The 19,316-nt window shown below is 45.7% G+C and carries 14 protein-coding genes and 4 pseudogenes; 3 read left to right on the forward strand and 15 right to left on the reverse strand.

The genetic code is table 11. The annotated features are described in order from the left end of the window. Nucleotides 1-112: 112 nt before the first annotated feature. The 5 genes and pseudogenes from SO_RS14085 to SO_RS14105 form a co-directional block, all read right to left on the reverse strand. Nucleotides 113-304: pseudogene (locus SO_RS14085) on the reverse strand (IS256 family transposase); the annotation flags it as partial. 134 nt (nucleotides 305-438) lie between these two features. Then, nucleotides 439-876: a hypothetical protein gene (locus SO_RS14090; RefSeq protein ID WP_011072941.1), complete on the reverse strand. Its 438-nt coding sequence runs from the start codon at nucleotides 874-876 to the stop codon at nucleotides 439-441. 516 nt (nucleotides 877-1,392) lie between these two features. Then, entirely contained in the window at nucleotides 1,393-2,424 is a 1,032-nt protein-coding gene (locus SO_RS14095) for an IS630-like element ISSod16 family transposase (protein ID WP_011072942.1), read from the reverse strand. Nucleotides 2,425-2,692: 268 nt separating this feature from the next. Then, complete coding sequence (locus SO_RS14100) at nucleotides 2,693-3,670, reverse strand: transposase (RefSeq protein ID WP_011072943.1); 978 nt, start codon at nucleotides 3,668-3,670, stop codon at nucleotides 2,693-2,695. A gap of 83 nt (nucleotides 3,671-3,753) precedes the next feature. After that, nucleotides 3,754-4,293 (reverse strand): annotated as a pseudogene (locus tag SO_RS14105) (transposase); the annotation flags it as partial. Between the two features lie 79 nt (nucleotides 4,294-4,372). On the opposite strand from SO_RS14105, the pseudogene SO_RS14110 reads away from it, so the two are divergent. Next, a pseudogene (locus tag SO_RS14110) lies at nucleotides 4,373-4,612 on the forward strand (integrase core domain-containing protein); the annotation flags it as partial. Nucleotides 4,613-4,697: 85 nt separating this feature from the next. Here SO_RS14110 and SO_RS14115 read toward each other — a convergent pair. Continuing rightward, entirely contained in the window at nucleotides 4,698-5,321 is a 624-nt protein-coding gene (locus tag SO_RS14115; RefSeq protein ID WP_011072944.1) for a suppressor of fused domain protein, read from the reverse strand. 277 nt (nucleotides 5,322-5,598) lie between these two features. Here SO_RS14115 and SO_RS14120 point away from each other — a divergent pair, with 277 nt between their 5' ends. Continuing rightward, a complete protein-coding gene (locus SO_RS14120) occupies nucleotides 5,599-6,801 on the forward strand; it encodes an IS256-like element ISSod4 family transposase (protein ID WP_005054087.1) in 1,203 nt (400 codons plus the stop codon). A gap of 314 nt (nucleotides 6,802-7,115) precedes the next feature. Here the strand turns inward: SO_RS14120 and SO_RS14125 are convergent, their stop codons facing one another. The 9 genes and pseudogenes from SO_RS14125 to SO_RS14165 form a co-directional block, all read right to left on the reverse strand. Next, nucleotides 7,116-7,538 carry a hypothetical protein gene (locus SO_RS14125; RefSeq protein ID WP_011072945.1) on the reverse strand — a complete coding sequence of 141 codons (423 nt, stop codon included), beginning with the start codon at nucleotides 7,536-7,538 and terminating at the stop codon, nucleotides 7,116-7,118. A gap of 434 nt (nucleotides 7,539-7,972) precedes the next feature. Next, nucleotides 7,973-9,427: pseudogene (locus SO_RS14130) on the reverse strand (methyl-accepting chemotaxis protein). 114 nt (nucleotides 9,428-9,541) lie between these two features. Beyond that, complete coding sequence (locus SO_RS14135; RefSeq protein WP_011072946.1) at nucleotides 9,542-10,033, reverse strand: DUF1097 domain-containing protein; 492 nt, start codon at nucleotides 10,031-10,033, stop codon at nucleotides 9,542-9,544. A gap of 360 nt (nucleotides 10,034-10,393) precedes the next feature. After that, nucleotides 10,394-12,640, reverse strand: a complete 2,247-nt coding sequence (locus tag SO_RS14140; RefSeq protein WP_011072947.1) for a xanthine dehydrogenase family protein molybdopterin-binding subunit — start codon at nucleotides 12,638-12,640, stop codon at nucleotides 10,394-10,396. A gap of 1 nt (nucleotide 12,641) precedes the next feature. Further along, complete coding sequence (locus SO_RS14145; protein ID WP_011072948.1) at nucleotides 12,642-13,136, reverse strand: (2Fe-2S)-binding protein; 495 nt, start codon at nucleotides 13,134-13,136, stop codon at nucleotides 12,642-12,644. 3 nt (nucleotides 13,137-13,139) lie between these two features. Continuing rightward, nucleotides 13,140-13,829 (reverse strand): nucleotidyltransferase family protein, encoded by a 690-nt coding sequence (locus SO_RS14150; RefSeq protein ID WP_011072949.1) that lies wholly within the window; start codon nucleotides 13,827-13,829, stop codon nucleotides 13,140-13,142. Next, entirely contained in the window at nucleotides 13,829-14,842 is a 1,014-nt protein-coding gene (locus tag SO_RS14155) for an XdhC family protein (RefSeq protein ID WP_011072950.1), read from the reverse strand. Before SO_RS14155 ends, SO_RS14150 begins: the two co-directional genes overlap by 1 nt. Before the next feature lie 216 nt (nucleotides 14,843-15,058). Then, entirely contained in the window at nucleotides 15,059-16,798 is a 1,740-nt protein-coding gene (locus tag SO_RS14160; protein WP_011072951.1) for a methyl-accepting chemotaxis protein, read from the reverse strand. A gap of 360 nt (nucleotides 16,799-17,158) precedes the next feature. Beyond that, the gene (locus SO_RS14165) at nucleotides 17,159-17,803 is read right to left on the reverse strand and encodes an MBL fold metallo-hydrolase (RefSeq protein ID WP_011072952.1); all 645 of its coding nucleotides are present in this window, start codon (nucleotides 17,801-17,803) and stop codon (nucleotides 17,159-17,161) included. A 174-nt stretch (nucleotides 17,804-17,977) separates the two neighbouring features. Here SO_RS14165 and SO_RS14170 point away from each other — a divergent pair, with 174 nt between their 5' ends. Then, nucleotides 17,978-19,267 carry an alpha/beta fold hydrolase gene (locus tag SO_RS14170; RefSeq protein ID WP_011072953.1) on the forward strand — a complete coding sequence of 430 codons (1,290 nt, stop codon included), beginning with the start codon at nucleotides 17,978-17,980 and terminating at the stop codon, nucleotides 19,265-19,267. The last annotated feature ends 49 nt before the right edge of the window (nucleotides 19,268-19,316 follow it).

Consider the following 19,316-nt stretch of genomic DNA (forward strand, 5'->3'; position numbering starts at 1 on the left):
CCGATGTTTTTGCTTGGGAGTGAGTACGTTAAGTACAAGCTCCATAGGCAAGCTATGGTATTCGCTCGACGACACGATGAATATTACCTGACACAGAATTATGAACAGCCTCCGTTTTAGTGGTTTTACCGTTTTTACGATTGGCGCCTTCAGTGCCAGCTAAGTGGTTATCCAGCTCTGCCGCCAACGTCGATTCAGTGAGTGGCTTAATCAAAGGGGTTAAGATGCCATCTTTGCCGGTGAGATATTTACCTTCACGTAGTACTTGAATTGCAGCATTGATATCAAAAGTAGGTATGGTCATAAATCATCTCTTTTGGGTATAGCTTAAAGAAATGACACAGAAATTTGAACACTACCGTGCTAGTTGCATGCATATGCGGGAACTAAACAGTGAAAAGCACTTTAACAATAGTGCTTTTCACTAGCAGCGATACATTAGGAGGTAAAATTTTTAAGTGCTTGATATAGTTCGAGTGGCTTATTAGTTCCAACTACGATTGAAACACCTGAGCGGAAGTCAATTTTAACACCTTCGAAACCTGATATATTATATATAGTTCCTTCAGATGAAATTCGCACTCCCCAACCACAGTACCACTTATTTCTTACTATAGACACATTGTTAACATCTGAAAGATCAAATCTCTTTTTAAATAAACCAATTCCGTAACTTAGAGTAAGTTGTTTATCTTCGATACTCACTCTTAACCTAAAGGTCATTAAAAGTGCAACACTTAATATTAATATTATAAAATCGTTTTCACCTTTGAACTCTTGCAAGCCGAATTTATTAACTGCAAAAACAAATATCAAAGTAAAGAAACAAATTATAAAAAAAGGATACCCTATTTGACTATTTGAGTAACGCATCATCTAATCTCCTTCATAACACAATAAATCCAGCCACCCATTTTAAATCAACAACATAATGCACTTTCGATTTGCATACAACCTGCTCTGGCTAATATGGCTTAAATGAGAGTCATCAAACATAATAAATCCGGCCACCCAATTTAAATCAACAACATAATGTACTTTCAGTTTGCATAAAACTGCTCGGGCTCAAATGGTTTGAATGAAAGTAATCAACAATCGCTAGGACAGCATCTAGCAACAATAAATCCGGCCATCCATTTTAAATCAACAACATAATGCACTTTCAGTTTGCCTACAACCTGCTCTGGCTAATACGGCTTAAATGAGAGTCATCAAAAGCTGTAGGGGCAGCTTCTGAGGCAAAAAATAGCACTAATTCATTAAAAAATGGTGTATTTCAGATGAGGTAAGTTATCCCATATAACAATAAATCCAGCCACCAATTTTAAATCAACAACATAATGCACTTTCGGTTTGCCTGCAACCAGCTCTAAATAGCTGATCCGAATACTGCTACATTTTCGCGGTGCCGTGTCCGGAGCCAGGAAATGGGGAAACGGTTCCCATAAAATGCCATACCATGCCAAGCAGTTCCCGCATGTTCCTGCAAGCGTGATTGCGGGTTACCGTTTCATGCAGTGCGAGCCACAAGCGCTCTATCTTGTTGACCCACGGCGAGTATACCGGTTGAAACAATAATCTGAATTTGGGGTTGTGCTTGAGCCAAGCAACGGTCTTACGGCTCTTATGAATAATGTAATTGTCTAGGATGAGCGTGATGGTTTTGGCTTTGCGGTAATGACGCTTAAGCTTCTCCAACATGGCAATAAACAGCTCTGACGCTTTGCTATCGCTGCTCACATAAAGCACTTTTCCGGTGCTGGCATGCAGGGCTCCTGCTATGTAATGCTTACGGTTGTTGCCTGGGGTGACAACGCGTTTTTGCTGACCTTTTGGCATCCAATCTGCCCCGATTTTTGGGTTCAAGTCGATGTCCACTTCATCTTCATAGAAAACCGGATGTTCGACGCAACACTGCTCAAGAGCCTGATTTATCTCGGCCATTTTCTCATCTTGGTGTGGGTCTTTGATACGCAATGTCGGAGCTGAGCGGCGCCAGACAATTCCCGCCTTGGGTAGTAATCGACGGACGGTTGATGCAGCGATGCTGAGTTTAAGCTGTGCATTAATCACCATGGCAAGCAGTTCGCTGCTCCAGCGGCTACGTTGATAGCCAAAGTCCTGTGGGCATAGCTGAATAAGCAAAGATAGACAGAGCAATATGGGGTCTATGGGTAAGATTGCTGGCCGTCCCAGCGTCAGGGATTTAAGCCCATCAACGCCGCTTTCGGTGTACCAAGCTAACCAACGACCAATACTGGAGCGTGCAGCACCAGTAGCATGATGAACGTCGGTAATCGACTGCCCTTGATGCAGCATCAGCATAGCGATAAGACGTCGGGCGAAATGCTTATCCTTGGTTTTATGGAGCAATTTCTGTAGTTGTTTGCGCTCTGCGCGACAAAGTGGTGGTAAGATGGCCATTCTCAGTCCTCGGCGAGTGGTGGGTTTGTTTGGCGATAGATCAGATCGCTCAAACAGGACTGAGTTCCCTTCCTTTGATCTACTATTTGGAACAGCTATTTAGCTCAAATGATTTGAATGAGAGTCATCAAAAGTCGTTGAGACTGCATCTGAGGTAATAGATTGAGCTAATTCCTTCAAAAATAGTGTATTTCAGGCAAGGTAAGTCATCCCATAGTGCTTGGGAGGTGCTCGGCAAGGATTGCTTTCGAAGTGATATAAGTCGCTGTCAGTTACTGTTAAAGTGCTGGCAGCTTGACGCAAAGTGCCGTCGTCGCTTTTCAAGATGTTCGCAGTAATCGCTCAGTTCTTGTAATGTGCCTACTGGACCGTGAAATAGTTTGCCAAACTCGGTGGTTAGCTTGAGCCAATTGTCATGGGGGATATTTAATCTTGTCAGTATCTTGGCGCTATTTTCACTGATGTATCCACGTTTATCGTTGCGAATAATTCGGCCAGTATCATCTACCAATTGAAGGTAATCCGTTAAGGAAAACCCAATGCCATTGGGTTGGTTGTCGCACTCGTTCCCAATAAAAGGCAGTAGATTGCTCGGCTGCTCACCTTTTAATGCGGCCCGAATACGCAGTTGAATACTGGTATGGTCGGATTGTTCTGGTGTATCAGCCAGTTGCGCTCTAATGGGATTCAAATCGACGTAAGTCATACAAGCTAATACAGCGGCGTCATCGAGTAGGGCTTGTGACTTAAAGCGACCTTCCCAAAAACGCCCAGTGCAGTTATCCTCTTGATTTGCTTGTCTTGCGATAGGTTCATTGAGGCAACGCATAAACCATGAAATATCACACAAACGACTGCGATAAAGGGCAATTGAATGCTTTAATCTGTTGACCTCATGGGCTTCAACTAACTCACCTCTTACGAATTTTTGCGTTAATTCATCGCCCTTAAACAACTTATGCCACTGCTCAAGGACTTCGCGGTCAGTCCAACAATTGACAGTCTCGATATCCACCCGCAACACCACATGCAGATGATTCGACATCACCGCAAATGCTGCGATATCGATGGCAAAAACTGCTTCAAGTTCAAACAATAATGACTCCACCCAAGCGCGGCGATGGTCATAGTTTTTACCCGAGTAACTATCATCGCCACATAAAAAAGCCCGCCGAACCACGCGGCTACAGCAATGGTAAAAGGGAGTGTCTTCAAGACTTATCTGGGTTCTGCGAGGGCGCGGCATACAAACCTCCTTGTTCAATGCTTAACCTAAGCATAGTAGGAGGCTAACGGCAGCGCCATTAAGGCTGGGTGTCCAATTTTCGCGCAGGCTAACTCGGCGGCTTCATCCAGCAAGGCCTGGGATTTAAACCGTCCTTCCCAGAAGCGACCTGTACAGTTATCTTCTTGATTTGCTTGCCTTGCGATAGGTTCATTTAAGCAGCGCATAAACCATGAAATATCACACAAACGACTGCGATAAATGGCAATTGAATGCTTTAATCTGCTGACCTCATAGGCTTCAACTAACTCACCTTTGGCGAATTTTTGCGTTAATTCATCGCCTTTAAACAACTTATGCCATTGCTCAAGTACTTCGCGGTCAGTCCAACGATTGGCACTGTCTATATCGACCCTAAGCACCAGATGCAGATGATTCGACATAACCGCAAACGCTGCCACATCAATAGCAAAAATGGCTTCAAGTTCAAATAATAATGACTCAACCCAAGTGCGGCGATGGTCATAGTTTTTACCCGAATAGGTATCATCGCCACATAAAAATGCACGCCGCACCACGCGACTATAGCAATGGTAATAAGGCGTGTCTTCAAGACTTATTTGAGTTCGGCGAGGACGGGGCATAAAAACCTCCATGTTTAATGCTTAACCAAAGCATAGTTGGAGGTTAACTACCGCGCCATTAAGGATGGGTGTCCATGTTTTACGAGCTAGCATGGGTGATGTGGGTGCGTGTTGGGATAATGCCGTTGTTGAGCGTTTCTTTGGTAGCTTGAAACACAATTGGATTTTTAAAGTTGCTCAACCAACAAGGGAGTTTATGAAGCAAGATGTGACGGCTTACATGAAATATTACAACTTGGAGCGGCTTCATTCTGCTAATGACGATCTGTCACCTGTAGAGTTTGAGAATTCTCAAGTAAAAGTGTCCAGTTTGGGTTGACCAGTACACCTTCTAGGGGTTCACTCTAATCGGTCGGTTCTTGCTGGGGCTCACGTGGCCATTAAATGTCGATAACGTGTGCTTTTTACACAACACTTTCTCGTTCTTTGCTGGTCACTAGACTGCCTAACTTGCTGATGAGTTGAGTGCGAATTTTATCCGATGAGGTTTGTTTTGCGACTTGTAATTCAGCAGGCGTGATGCCGACCACTTGCAATAAATCGACGCGGCCCGATTTGAGGCTAAAACAGTGCGGAAATGAAACTGGCTGGGTAAACATCATAGTGCGAATGGCGTCAGACAAGGCGAGCGGTACTCGATCGCCATCACCCAGCAAGGGGAAATCTCCCATCTGTCCTGCTGCGAGTAATAAGTTATAGGCCATGAGCATTTGTAGAACTTCAACTGCCCACGTTTCCTCTTTCTCTGTTTCTATAATGAATTCGACACCAAGACCAGAGTGCTCCTCGGGTTCGTTGGTTTCCCAAGGATTAGACATCCCCGAGGTGATATATGCCCATGTACTTCTGTTGCCATTGGGGGGAGATTTAAAAACACCATGGGTTAGCCAGCGAGGATTGATACCGCTTGCACTCATGCGCTTAAATAGCTCATGGGATAGCGGAAAAATCCCCAGCCCAGTGTCACCCAATATTGCTTTATATGCTGTGACTTCTCTTTCTTCCCAAGACGCTTCAAGAAAGTTCATGTTTATTCCTTTAAACTGCACTGTATCATCCGAACCCGTTCCCATAACGTAGGTACGGGGTAGGTTCAATGCAGTCGATTAATCATTAAAATAACTAAGTAAACTACCATTTTTACTTAATGAGATTCAAAGCTTTTGTATTAAAAACGAGATTTTACCGATAAAGACTGATATCTGGGTTGAGGGAGATAATAAAAAGTACATATCGTGGGCGAGCTGAGGTAGTGTTCATAATTCTGTGTCATTTCAGTAAAATATTCAAAAACAGGAATGACATATGACCCAACCTTTTAACTTCGAACAAGCCCTTAAAGATCTGCAATCAGGTAAAAGCCTCACAGGTAAAGACAGCATTCTTGGCCCACTGATCAAGCAACTCACTGAAGCGGCTCTCCAAGCTGAGCTTGAGCAGCATTTAGCGCATGATCCTCAGCCTAATCGTAAAAATGGCAAAACCCCTAAGACCATTAAGCATCCGTCCGGTAACTTTGAGTTAGACGCGCCTAGAGACCGCAATGGCACCTTTGAGCCTCAGTTGATTAAGAAAAATCAAACTACACTAACCGATGAAATCGAACGTAAAGTGTTATCGATGTTCAGTATAGGTATGAGCTATCGCGATATTAATCAACATGTTGAAGATATGTATGGGCTCAATGTGTCTAACGCAACAGTCAGTGCTATCACTGATAAACTCATCCCCGAACTTAAAGCGTGGCAGCAGCGCCCATTAGATAGCCATTATCCTATCGTTTGGCTTGATGCGATACATTATAAAGTCAAAGAGGATGGGCGTTACGTCAGTAAAGCCGTTTACACATTGTTAGCGCTTAATATGAAAGGAAAAAAGGAAATTTTGGGGCTTCACTTGTCCGAAAATGAAGGCGCTAATTACTGGCTATCCGTACTGACCGATCTTAATAATCGTGGTGTAAAAGATATTCTTATCGCCTGTGTTGACGGCTTGACCGGTTTCCCTGAGGCCATAGCCAGTATCTTCCCTCATACGGAAACACAGCTATGCGTTATCCACCAGATCCGCAACTCAATGAAGTATGTCGCCTCAAAAAATCAGAAAGCGTTTATGGCTGATTTAAAGCCTGTGTATCGAGCCGTGAGTAAAGAAGCCGCAGAGATGGCATTGGACGAACTGGAGGCCAAATGGGGTGATGCTTATCCGTTGGTAATCAACTCTTGGCGTCGCAAATGGCATAATTTGTCCCATTATTTTAAGTACCCAGAACATATCAGGAAAGTGATTTACACGACCAATGCGGTTGAGGCTGTACATCGCCAATTTAGAAAGCTCACCAAAACCAAAGGTGCATTTCCTAATGAAAATAGCTTGTTGAAGCTACTTTACGCAGGCATATTAAACGCCTCAGATAAATGGACTATGCCAATCCACAATTGGAGCCTTTGTTTATCTCAGTTAGCGATTTATTTTGAAGGACGTTTAGATAGCGTGCTAGAAATTTAAAAATTAGCCTGACACAGAATTTTGAACGCCCTCCCCTCTAATTAGAGATATAAATTTTTTCATATTATCACCACATAAACCATTCATTGTCCAACTCGTTAAGATTGTTCATAATTCTATGTCAGACTAATTTCGCAGATCGATATTGTTATCTATACGCTCCGAAAAAATAGATTGAAAGCCCAGAGTTCAGATAATAACAGACAAATTAAGTGGAATCTTTCTTTACGATTAAACAAAGAAAGACATTCAATTAGTTGCATGGTTACACTCCAGAAATTACTAATATTTCACTGTTCACTATGAACGTTTCATTAGCTCAATGCTTGATAATCAAGACTGCCATTGTGATATAGTCTGAGTTCAATAAAATCTATTTGCTGTTTCAGTAATGACAATTGCTCTATTAACCACAGATAGCCGATTTTATAGGTCGTCTGTAAGAGTGCGATTAATTCATCCTCTGCCGTATACTCTTCATAAATATTTAACATACTGGACCAATTGAACTCTTGAAAAGGCTCAATAGAGTCAGACTTTAGATCTGCCGTTAATAGCCAAACACCATTCATCATCGAAGTAACATCAACAAAAAAATCACAATAAGCGTCACCTTGGGTATAGGAGAAATGAGCATAATCCCTGACAAGGCGAACAAAATCTTCTCGGTAGCTATCGAGCGTTTCTTTAACTAAGCTCGCAGATATATCAATTCTTCCCATATTTACTTTTAGCATCTTGCTCAAAATTGTCTCCCCAGTGATAGGGCTTTATTTTATGGCTGATAACCTACCTTAGCTTCAGCTATTCTCCAACCGAATTTTTTGTTAATACCAAAGTCATACTTTGCTCCATTGTAGAGGTTAACATTAAATTACAATACGTTAACTCAAGATTAAACCTTAGTAAGCAGAAGGTTTTCGATTAATACCTGCAAAAATGTGATTCAGTAATAGTTAACGCAACCTAGTATAGAGATAAAGAATGGCTGGTTTAGCCATATCAAGCAATGCTAAAAACCAAGTGAAGTTAACGATTGTGGATGTAAAAATGGCGGTACATCAGATGTAACCGCCATTTTTGTTTGGCTATTAAGCTTTGCCAAGGGAGCGAGCGTTGAGATTCAAAACTAATTAGGATTCACAGAGCTAATCCACATAAAAGCAACCACTTAGCTGGTGCGATACTGCTTTAAAATGCCTTCAAGCTGAACCGAAGCATGTTGTAAATCATGTGCTAGGGTGACACTGCGCTGCGCCGTTTGTTTAATGGTATTGGATTGATGGCGTATCTCATTAAGTTGAGCGGCGATATCACGGGCGGCAACACTTTGTTCTTCCGCCGATGCGGCAATTTGGCTACTCATATCAAATACAGCATTCACTGATTGCGCCATGCCTTCCACATCGCTGCCCACGGCAACAATGGCGCTACGGCTTTCATCGGCGCGATCCACAATCTCAGTGGTGATATTGGATAACTGACGAGTACCAGACTGTAAGCCTTCGATCATCGCTTGGATCTCTACTGTTGCCTGCTGGGTTCGCCCTGCCAAAGTACGAACCTCGTCGGCAACCACCGCAAAGCCTCGGCCTTGCTCACCTGCGCGCGCCGCTTCAATAGCCGCATTCAGTGCCAGTAAGTTAGTCTGCCCTGAAATACTATTAATGGTGGTAACCACAGCATCGATAGCCGCTGCATCCTTAGATAACTGTTCCACCGATGAAAACGCCGCACCAATTTTTGTGGAAAGCAAACCAATACTCTCCACTGTATGGCTAATACGTCCTTGGCTGGCGTTCATTTGAGTGGCGTTGTCCTTAGTCTGTTGCGAAGTGTTACTGGCATTGACCGATACTTCTTCAATGGCCGAAGTCATTTGTGCCATGGCCACTGCCACTGAATCTAAAAATTGATGCTGGGCACTAATTAACTCGCCACTAATTTTAGCCTGCTGATTAAACTCATCGGCGGCAAGGGAAAGTGTTTGGGCATTATTGCGGATCGCGCTGACCATTTCGCTCATATTGTCGGCGCAGCGGTCAATCTCGCGGGCAATTAAGCTAAAGTCATCACTGCCGAAAAAGTTTAATCTAAAACTCAAATCACCATCAGCTAAGCGTTTGATTACCATGTACATATCCCATAAACCACCGCCGAGGGAGGTTTAAATCCAATAGCTTAACTGGAATAAGGGCAATAAACCGATGAGCGCCACCCAAAACATCAGGTTGGCATCGCTGCGACCATCGCTTTCCCATTGAGACACATTTTGCGACAGCTCGAGCGCACTGCCAGATGCTACACTGGCGCTGGCGGTCACATTATCCCTTTGGCGCTGCGCCTCAGTTTGGCGAGGGACAATGCTCAGCCCATTCTCTCGGGCAAATTGCGACAGGCTATCACCCGCTAATTGTTGTGCAGTCGCAACTTGCGCAAAGGCATCAACCGTCGCCTGCACCCGAGCAAGAGAAGCGGCCTCAAGGTTGCGATGGGCATGCTGGTAATTGACGAGTGCAATGGTCGCGGTGATCAACGCCACCATAGAGCAGACAATCCAAAATTTTCCGTTGAGACTGAACTTGATCAATATGGCATCAATGGTGCGAAACTGGATTTGTTTCATCTTGATATTTCCTAGAACCTAAAGGCTATCGGGTACTAAATCAGCATTATAGCTCATCTATTCGATCACTCTTTTAGCGCACAACTATCATGCGAGCACAAAAGTGATAGAAGATTAATCTGCGCTGGCGATTTCAGAACGAGTTGCAGCAGACCATTTTTGGCGAAGGCTGATTAACTGCGCCGTCAATAAGCTCATGCAAAAACCTAACAATGCGCCCAACACTAAAGGCGGCACAATATTGACCACATCCCCTGCCATGGCAAAGGTAATACAGCAGCCAATAAACGCGCCAGGAATAAAGCTGAGTTTTTGATAACTGGCTTGCAGGCACATTGCCGAGGTGGCAATACCGGTAAACAGATAGCCCATCACAGGGGAAACGAAGAAACTACTGCCGCTGATAATGAGCCAAGCCCAAAACACACCGGAAAGATTGGTGCACCAAGCCATCATCACGCCCTGAAAGCCCGCCTTGGGCTGAGCAAAAAACGTGCTGCAGCCTAAAAAGCCAATCCAAGTAACCAGATGAAAGGTGTCTGCGATACCACACCATATTGCGGCTAATAGCCCAGCCGAAATAGCGACTTGCCAACGATTTTCCATGATGACCCCTTTGTATTGTTTTCACGGAAGTTAACTACTCAAATGCTCTCAAGGTGCAGCTGTATTATGGTGTTATAGCGCCCTTCACTTCCGTGTCATTCAATTTTTAGTAGGGATCTGCAATCGATAATTGACTCACAGGCCGACTAGGAACTGATTCAAATGAATGAGTACGCGAGTCCGCATACCTTTAAATCACTTGAGTAAACATATTGGTTAAATTACCTCTTTTTTGGTAACAAAAACCTGATCTATTACTAATTTTCGGCATTAATGCCCGTAAATTTACAAACAAGCAATGTATTTGTGGTAAAAAAACGAAAAAGGCGCTTTTTTGCTCATTAAAGCTCAGTAAACGGATTACACCTTTAACTGTTTATTTACCGGCAGATCTCGGATCCGCACTCCCGTGGCGGCAAATATGGCATTGGTTAGGCTAGGTGCCACAGGCGGCACGCCTGGCTCTCCTACGCCTGCGGGCGGTGCGTCCGAGTCGATGATAATAATCTCTATCTCAGGCACTTGGGGTAAACGCAGCAACGGATAATCATGGAAGTTAGACTGTACCACTTTACCCTCTTGGTAACTGATTTCCCCCATCAAGGCTAAGCTTAGACCAAACACAATCGCACCTTCGGTTTGCGCTTTCACCCTGTCAGGGTTAACCACAGTGCCGGCATCAATCGCAGCAATGGCATTGAGCACTTTAAGCTGTTTGTCCTCGCTTACCTCAACCCGCATCGCCACCGCAACCACACTCACAAAACTGCGGTGCACCGCAAAGCCCCAACCTTGATTTTTACCCGCTTTAGGTGCCTTGGCCTGTGCTTGTTCAACCGCCTCAATCACCTTGAGGTAGCGGCCTATATCGACGGGATGGCGAGTTAACTCTTCACCATAGTTGCCATATTTAAAGCCTTGATTATCAAAGGTCTCTCGCCTTGGTTGCCCCAGTAAGCTGCGCCACATATCGGGGCAGGACAACTGCGCTTTATGGGCCATTTCATCAACAAAACTGCCCACGCCAAACCCATGCTGAATATTACATACCGATCGCATCCAACCGATACGGCTGTGGGCGGTGGCCTTAACGGCCTCGTAGCGCAAATGCGGTAAAGCAAAGGGCACGTCCACAAAACCTAAATCCAACTCCCCATCGGACGGATATTCCACCCCTTCAGCAAAAGTGGAGCTGATCGACGGGAATCCCGTACGCGCCAGTAGCGCCGTAGGCTGGTTATTGGTATCGAACAAGGCCTGATAACATTGGGCACTAATGGCATGGTAATAACCGTTTTGGATTTCATCCTCACGGCTCCAACTGACCTTCACCGGCCGCTTGAGCTGCTTGGAGAGTAATGCTGCCTCGACACTGAAATCCGGTTTGGACTTACGCCCAAAGCCGCCGCCCAGCAGGGTCACATTCACTTTGACCGCATCTTCGGCGATACCTAAGGCCGCGGCCACATTTTGCTGGGTGCTTTGTGGAGTCTGGGTTGACGCCCAAATTTCGCAGCCCTTCTCGGTCACATTGGCCGTCGCCACAGGCGGCTCAATGGAGGAATGGATAAGGTAAGGTACGGTATAAATTGCTTTAAGGGTATTTGCCTCTGGCCACGCTTTGACCTCATCGCCAACTTGACGAACTACTTTTCCAGGGGCTTGTACCTTGTCCACCAGCTCTTGCAGATAGGTTTTAGAATCGTGGCTGCTGTTGGCAGACTGAGTCCAAGTGACTTTTAGCGCTTTTCGCCCCTGTAGCGCACTCCAAGTGTTAGTGGCTACCACAGCAACGCCACCTAAGGCCTGAAAGGCGGGAGCGCCCTTGGGCGTAGGCAAACGGTACACATCAACCACACCTTGCACCTTACGCGCCGCGGTATCATCAAGACTTGCCACATCACTCCCCAACACGGGTGGGCGAACAATGCTGGCATAAAGCATGTTATCCACTTGAATATCATAGCCATAGACAGCTTTCCCCGTGAGCATGGCCTGCATATCGACGATTTGACGCGACGCTCCGATTTGCTTGAAATCCTTAACGGCTTTTAATCGCAGCGAATCGGCTGCAGGCAATGGTAACGCAGCCGCATCGAGGGCCAACTCGCCAAAACGGGCAGAGCGGCCAGATTTGGCATGCATGACTTTATGATCTTTGGCCTGCACTTCAGTCACGGGGACTTTCCAACGGGCAGCTGCGGCTTGCTCAAGCATAGTACGGGCCATCGCCCCCATCTCACGCATGCGGTCATAGTTTTCGCGGATACTACGGCTGCCATCGGTATTTTGACTGGCGTAGCGTTTGTCAGCGAGTCCTTGTATCGGCACGATTTTATCCCAATCGGCCTCAAGCTCCTCGGCCAAGATTTGCAAAATGCCGGTGCGGATCCCCTGCCCCATCTCAGAGCGGTGGCAGGTCAAATAGACCTTGTCATCCTCACCGATGGCAATAAATAGATTGAGCCGCGCCTGTTGGTCCTGTGCCAATGCCATTGGGCTCCAACTTAAGCCACTCGCCCCAAGTGCGAGGCCGCCTCCAACTGCGCCGAAGAGTTTTAGCACATCGCGGCGACTGATATTTTCAACTGCGGTGAATGTACTCATCTTAGCCCTCCTGCTTGGCATAGCTTTGCAGCGCTGCTTTGATGCGAGGATAGGTACCGCAGCGACACAAATTGCCCGACATAGCAGCATCTATTTGTTCAGCCGACGGTTTTGGATGCTGAGTGACTAAGGCCGCTGCCGACATTAGTTGCCCCGCCTGACAATAACCACACTGGGGCACATTGTGCTCAGCCCAAGCATTTTTAAGCTTTTGATTATCCAGCCCTTCAATCGTGGTTAACTGCTTACCTTGCGCCTGCGACACGCTGGTTAAACAAGCCCGCACTGGCTGGCCATCTACATGCACAGTACAAGCACCACAGAGCCCAGCGCCGCAGCCATACTTAGTGCCAGTTAAGCCTAAAATATCCCGTAACGCCCAGAGGATGGGCATATTGGGATCCGCATTTAAGGTAAACGATCTGCCGTTAATGGTCAGGTTTAGGGATGGCGTTGTCAGACTTTTGTCCTTCGCCGCCGAGGATGGTATTGCCATAACTCACTCCTTAAGTGCCAACCACAACGCAAGATCGGCTTTAGTATCAATATCAATCGCAGCATTAGGTAGCGCAACGGCCTCTAGCTCACCCACATATGCCAGTTGTTTTAAGATGGATTTAGCACCGCGATCACCAGTCAAATCCGTTAATGAATCGAGTATTGAGGCATTAAAAATAGCAGGCGCGCCTAATTCATCCAACTCTCCGATTTGACTCGAATAGTGGGCGGCAACAGACTTGCGGCAGTTTTGCCAAGTCTCAATCAATTGCCGATAGTCATTCAATGTCAGCGCCACTTGATCTGCTAAGGTGAGTAACATGCCATCAAACTGATGTACTTTTGCATAAGCCGCCGCGACCCCGAGTGACGACGCCAAACCCGTTCGCCAGTGAGGATTATCAAGCAACGTCAGCTTTACCGCCCCGAGGGCTTCAAGTTGTGGGCGTAATAATGTTTGATGGGCACCGATCACCACCAGCAGTTCGGCATCTAATGCACCTAAGGATTCTCGTCTGTCGTTTGGTGATACGATGAAATTAGCCAAACACGCAATATGGCGCTGCAATAGGCTTTGCCCGCGATCTTCACTGGTGGACGTAGCTAAACTTTGCGCCAGCTTTGCCCCCTGAAAACGCCGACTTTCGCCCGCCGCGAGCACGGAAATGAGCAATCTTTGCCTGCTTTGCATTAAGGCATCATGCCATCGAGCGTGGAAAACGCCGCGCCATGAAGTACCCCATGGCATTGCGCTAATATACTTAAGGCAATCGCGCTCGGTAATTCACCACCAAGGGCAAGACCCGCGGGCGCAGAGAAAAATCCGCTAAATGAATCAACATTAAGTGCAGCGATGCTGAGCACTTTATCCCGCCGATGGGCTGGCCCTAAAAGTGCAACATACTTTAGAGCAAAAGGTTGAATCACCTTTAATGCCGCCGCATCTAAGGTCAGGTTATGATGCATCACCACAGCGCAATCTAAGTTTGCGATAAGGGCTGCGGCATCATCTGGGCTTTGTTTGACGATATGGGCATGGGGGAAATCCGCCGTTCTCGCGTAAGCGGTACGACTATCAAACACACTCACCTGCCACCCTAAACTGTGGGCAATCGCGGCTACAGGTTTAGCATCTATTCCACCACCAAAAATCCCTAAATGAAACCGCGGTCTTATGGGGATGATCAATGTATCTCCTGATGGCTGACTTAATACGCCAGCTTTAGCAAAATCTGCCGTAGCAAATGGCACATTTTCAGAAGAATAAAACTGCGCGGAGTAACTGCGAGCATCACTTCCCGCGGGCACTAAGGGCAATTGGTAAAACCCTGATTGCCCCTTGCGAAACGCCTGCACTATATCGACTAGGCCAAGATCGTGATTCTCTTTAAGTAGTGGTATCAACATGATATCGACTTTACCACCACAGCCTAAGCGGTAGCTGGCATCAGATTCGTCCGTTGCATCATAGCTGACACAGCCAATCTGATGCGACAGCATGGCATTTTGTGCATGACGGCGCAGGTCCGCTTCTAAACAACCGCCACTTAATATGCCTGCGCCTTGACCAAATTCGTGGAATAACATCATGGCACCAGGTTTACGGTAGGATGAACCTTGAATATGGGTGATCACCGCAAGCACCCAAGCATCGTCTGCGAGTGGTAGCCAATGCTCTAATAAGTCTTCCATTTGGTGATCCATCAACAACTCCCATCTATTTCGCTAACCCAATTGATGCGTTAAATGCCACGATTATCGTAAATCATCGTTTGAAAATATTATCTTTATGTAGAACAAGCTAACAAAGGAAAATTGAATTTAAAAGGGGAAGGCGGGAATAACAGCAAATAGGTAAATGATAAAGCAGACATCCTTGTCAACAATGCCGAGTCCATGGGGCAAACCATGAATTAAATATTAAAACTGATACTCCCCAGCTTTAGTCCGCAGTACTTGAGATTGATTATCTAAGCTGATGGACGTCGATTCGATTTGCTCAATAATTTGTGAGACTTCGCGGGAATTATCACGGATCACCATAAGACTGGTCGCAATTTCCTTAGACACCAGCGACTGCTCTTCCGTTGATGCGGCCACTTGGGTATTGATCCCATGGATAGCAGCCGTACTTTGGCGAATATCATCAAATACCGTCACTATCCGCTGTAATTCAACCGAGGCTTTTTGCATCAAGTTGGCCGCTTGAGTGACTGAACTGCCCACCTGATTGGTGCGATTTTGTAAGCTGGCAACAATATCGTCGATTTCCTTGGTGGAATCTTGAGTGCGCTGCGCGAGTGAACGGACTTCATCCGCGACCACCGCAAAACCACGCCCTTGCTCACCCGCCCTTGCCGCTTCAATCGCCGCATTGAGCGCGAGTAAGTTAGTTTGCTCGGCAATCGCTTTAATCACACTTAATACATTACTGACTTGAGTGCTCTCATTCACTAAATGCTGCATTGAATCTTGGGTGGTTGTAAATTCACTTTCAAGTACTGCCATCGCATTAAGTGCCTCAGAAACCGTATTCTGACCAACGCCCACATGGTTTTCATTTTCAGCCGCACGGGTTTCAGCATTAGAGGTGCTTTCACTTACATGCACTAAGGTTGTAGTCATTTCCTCCATCGCGCTCGCACTGGCATCAAGCTCTTTGGCAACTCGATTAGAGCTTTCTCGGGAGACTTGAATCGAGGCCTTGGTTTGTTTGGCGAGATCAGCAACCTCCTTAGCAATACCGTCTGTTGTCGCTAAAGAACTGGCTAATGAGGAAATAAATAAGTTGATTTGATTGACGATTTCACCAATTTCCCCTTGGGTGGAAACTGAGATTCGGCGGGCAAGGTTTTTTGATTTCTGAATATCGAGTAGCTCGCTGCAGGTCTGCACCAGCGGAGTCACAATCCTGCTCTTCACAATCATAAAACCGCCAACAGCAACTAAAATCACTAAAAACAGTACAAACTGCGAGCTATTTAGCGCCATGTGTAAAGAATCCAATCGATTATCCATCTGCGCATCGGTGCGTTTATCCAAGGCGGTAAAAAACTGATCGATCGGCTGCATGATCTTTGCCTTTTCCCTATGGTATTCATCACTATGCAGTAATTCCCTCGCCATCGTCAGATTAGGCTCACCTTTAATACTGTAAGTCTGCGTATTAGGATCGATAAAAATCCCTTTTACCGCATTCATTGCTTTAACTTCTAGGGCGACTAAGGCATCAGAATTTTGCTGTGCCTGTTCAAGGTAACGGAATTCTTCATCGGAAAACCCTAAGGCTTGCATTTGGCTTTTAATGGCGACACTGGCACCGTCTGGTTGTGGCTTATCGCCGTAATTCAGTACGAGATCCCAGTAAATCTGATGGTACTTTTCCGGCCTTGGCTTTTCGCCGTTACGAATCGCCAGAATATCCATATACATTTTTTCGTACTTTTCATCGCCAGTCACCGCATAGGTGCGGGCGAGTCTGGTCAAATCATCGGAGCTTTGCCGCAATTCATCGGCTATTTGATAAGAATGGTAGCGAATGTTGGCCGCATCATTGAAGAGTTCAACCTTATTTTTGACGTTAAAGCTGAGTACCGCCGTAATCACCGCACTGGCGACTATGGTGGAAAAAACAACACTCATCATCGTTTTTGTATTCATAGCTCCCCCGATAGACAAATCCAACCACTGCGATAAGTCTAGTCGGAAATAGGTAACAAAAATAGTAAAACCCGAGGACTCAAAAGAAATAATGTGCTGACTCACAAACCATTATACTTACATAAATCGCCTCTGATTCAGCAGGTCAGAACCAACGGCTTATGTAGTAATATGCAACAAAATAGCTCGGCTATCGATGGTATTTAGCCAACGATTATGAGGGAATCAACTTTATATGAAGGAATTTGTATTGCTAATTTAGCCAAGCACACCAAATATCAAATGTGTGCCTGACTTACCGGCGTGCAATATGTGGGAGGACAATTTCAATGCACGAATATGGGCCTTCAAACCGTACACTTATAGCAATAGTTGATCCGCCACAAAGGGATTGTGCTCACGCTCTTCACCAAAGGTGGATATAGGGCCATGACCGGGAATAAATTCCACATCAGCACCTAAAGGCCAGAGTTTAGAGGTGATGGAATGGATCAAGCTCTGATGATTAGACTGTGGAAAATCAGTGCGTCCTATCGAACTTCTAAACAGAATATCCCCGACCCAAGCAAGCTTGGATGAGGCCGAGTAAAATGCCACGTGTCCAGGTGTATGGCCGGGGCAATGCAGTACAGTTAAGCTTTGCTCCCCCACAGTAACTGTATTGCCATCATGCAGATATTGATCAGGCTCAAAGGCATCACAGTGGGGAAAACCAAAGTTTTGGCTCTGTTTAGGCAGATTTTCAATCCAAAACTTATCCGCCTCATGCGGACCAATTATCGGCACATTCGCTTGTTGTGCTAATAGCTTAGCGCCGCCAACATGATCGATATGACCGTGGGTCAACAGGACTTTATCAAGGGTAAGTCCCAATTTGGCAATTTCCCTTAAAATACGGTCGACATTCCCTCCCGGATCGACAACCGCGGCACGCTTGGTTTTTTCACACCAGATCAAGCTGCAATTCTGCTGGAAAGGTGTCACAGGAATAATTTGGTACTTCATAGCTTCAATCTCGTGTTATCCATAGCCGATAGATTACGCTAAGAGGCTTATCATGACTCAATTTTTTACAATAAAAATTGATCTCAACCAAAGGCTAATCAAATAATCCTAACTTGCGACAACAGTGCTTTTGTATACAATCTGCCATAAACAACAAGCCCTTAAGGTTAATTGATGAAACCCGATATGATGCTCGCTGGTGTTTTCGCCAAAAAACACTCTTTTACGCTGCCGCTCAACTACCAACAACCGATTGGTGAGCAAATTACCGTGTTCGCTCGAGAACTTTGCGCCATTGAAAATAAAGATAAAAAACTACCCTATATCGTCTTTTTCCAAGGAGGTCCAGGCTTTGCCGCTATGCGTCCAGCGGGCAATAGCGGCTGGATCCGGCGGGCACTTAAAGAATTTAGAGTATTATTGCTCGATCAACGGGGCACAGGACTCTCAAGCCCCATCAATTATCAAAGTCTAGCCCACCTAACGCCAGCACAACAGGCAGCGTATTTAAGCCATTTTAGGGCTGATAATATTGTCCGTGATGCCGAAGCGATTCGCACCCAGCTGTGTCCTGCGGATAAATGGGCAATCCTCGGTCAAAGCTTTGGTGGCTTCTGTGTACTGCATTATTTAAGCGCAGCGCCGCAAGGCGTGAGTGAAGCCTATATCACTGGCGGCATTCCCTCCTTAACACGCAGCAGTGATGAGGTGTATCAAGCGACTTATCAGCGCGTATTGGCTAAAAACAAAGACTTTTTTCACCGCTTCCACGATGCACAGCATCTTGTCACCCGCCTTGCCAAACATTTACTGGAGAACTCGGTATATTTAGCCACAGGTGAGCATCTGACTGTCGAAATGCTGCAACTGCTCGGCATTAATTTAGGCATGGAGCAAGGCCCCGAGTCGGTTTACTATTTGCTTGAACAAGCACTGGTGCGCACGCCACAAGGTGAATATGTTAATCCCCTATTTTTAAATCATTTCTGCCAGTTGCTCGACTACAACACTAACCCTATTTTTGCCCTGTTACACGAGGCCATTTATTGCCAACACAATGCATCACAGTGGTCGGCGCACAGGGTTCGGGAGCAATATCCAGCCTTTAACTATAAGATTGGCAAGCCTTTTCTCTTTACTGGTGAGATGATTTACCCGTGGATGTTTGAGCAATTTAGCCATTTAGTTCCACTCAAAGCCGCAGCGGAACTCCTTGCAGATAAAGCCGATTGGCCTGCGCTTTATGACCTTGAACAGCTTAGCAACAACCGTGTGCCCGTTGCTGCGGCGATTTACAGTGAAGATATGTATGTCGAAATGAACTACAGCCTTGAAACCGTTAAACGAGTTGCAAACCTAAGGTATTGGCTAACCTCAGAATATGAACACAATGGTATTAGAATGGATGGTGAGCGGATCTTGGATAAGCTCATCAGCCTCAACCGCGGTGACATCTTAAGATAAATGTTAATTTTTTTAAGGGTTAATTAAGTAAAAGCTGTCATTGTGTGCA

The organism is Shewanella oneidensis MR-1 (assembly GCF_000146165.2).
Taxonomy (GTDB): domain Bacteria; phylum Pseudomonadota; class Gammaproteobacteria; order Enterobacterales; family Shewanellaceae; genus Shewanella; species Shewanella oneidensis.

Coding starts and splice junctions, on each gene's coding strand:
- SO_RS14135 (WP_011072946.1), bottom strand. CDS start 10,033: ATGGAAAATCGTTGGCAAGTCGCTATTTCGGCTGGGCTATTAGCCGCA.
- SO_RS14125 (WP_011072945.1), bottom strand. CDS start 7,538: ATGCTAAAAGTAAATATGGGAAGAATTGATATATCTGCGAGCTTAGTT.
- SO_RS14115 (WP_011072944.1), bottom strand. CDS start 5,321: ATGAACTTTCTTGAAGCGTCTTGGGAAGAAAGAGAAGTCACAGCATAT.
- SO_RS14090 (WP_011072941.1), bottom strand. CDS start 876: ATGATGCGTTACTCAAATAGTCAAATAGGGTATCCTTTTTTTATAATT.
- SO_RS14170 (WP_011072953.1), top strand. CDS start 17,978: ATGAAACCCGATATGATGCTCGCTGGTGTTTTCGCCAAAAAACACTCT.
- SO_RS14120 (WP_005054087.1), top strand. CDS start 5,599: ATGACCCAACCTTTTAACTTCGAACAAGCCCTTAAAGATCTGCAATCA.
- SO_RS14165 (WP_011072952.1), bottom strand. CDS start 17,803: ATGAAGTACCAAATTATTCCTGTGACACCTTTCCAGCAGAATTGCAGC.
- SO_RS14140 (WP_011072947.1), bottom strand. CDS start 12,640: ATGAGTACATTCACCGCAGTTGAAAATATCAGTCGCCGCGATGTGCTA.
- SO_RS14150 (WP_011072949.1), bottom strand. CDS start 13,829: ATGCAAAGCAGGCAAAGATTGCTCATTTCCGTGCTCGCGGCGGGCGAA.
- SO_RS14155 (WP_011072950.1), bottom strand. CDS start 14,842: ATGGATCACCAAATGGAAGACTTATTAGAGCATTGGCTACCACTCGCA.
- SO_RS14095 (WP_011072942.1), bottom strand. CDS start 2,424: ATGGCCATCTTACCACCACTTTGTCGCGCAGAGCGCAAACAACTACAG.
- SO_RS14160 (WP_011072951.1), bottom strand. CDS start 16,798: ATGAATACAAAAACGATGATGAGTGTTGTTTTTTCCACCATAGTCGCC.
- SO_RS14100 (WP_011072943.1), bottom strand. CDS start 3,670: ATGCCGCGCCCTCGCAGAACCCAGATAAGTCTTGAAGACACTCCCTTT.
- SO_RS14145 (WP_011072948.1), bottom strand. CDS start 13,136: ATGGCAATACCATCCTCGGCGGCGAAGGACAAAAGTCTGACAACGCCA.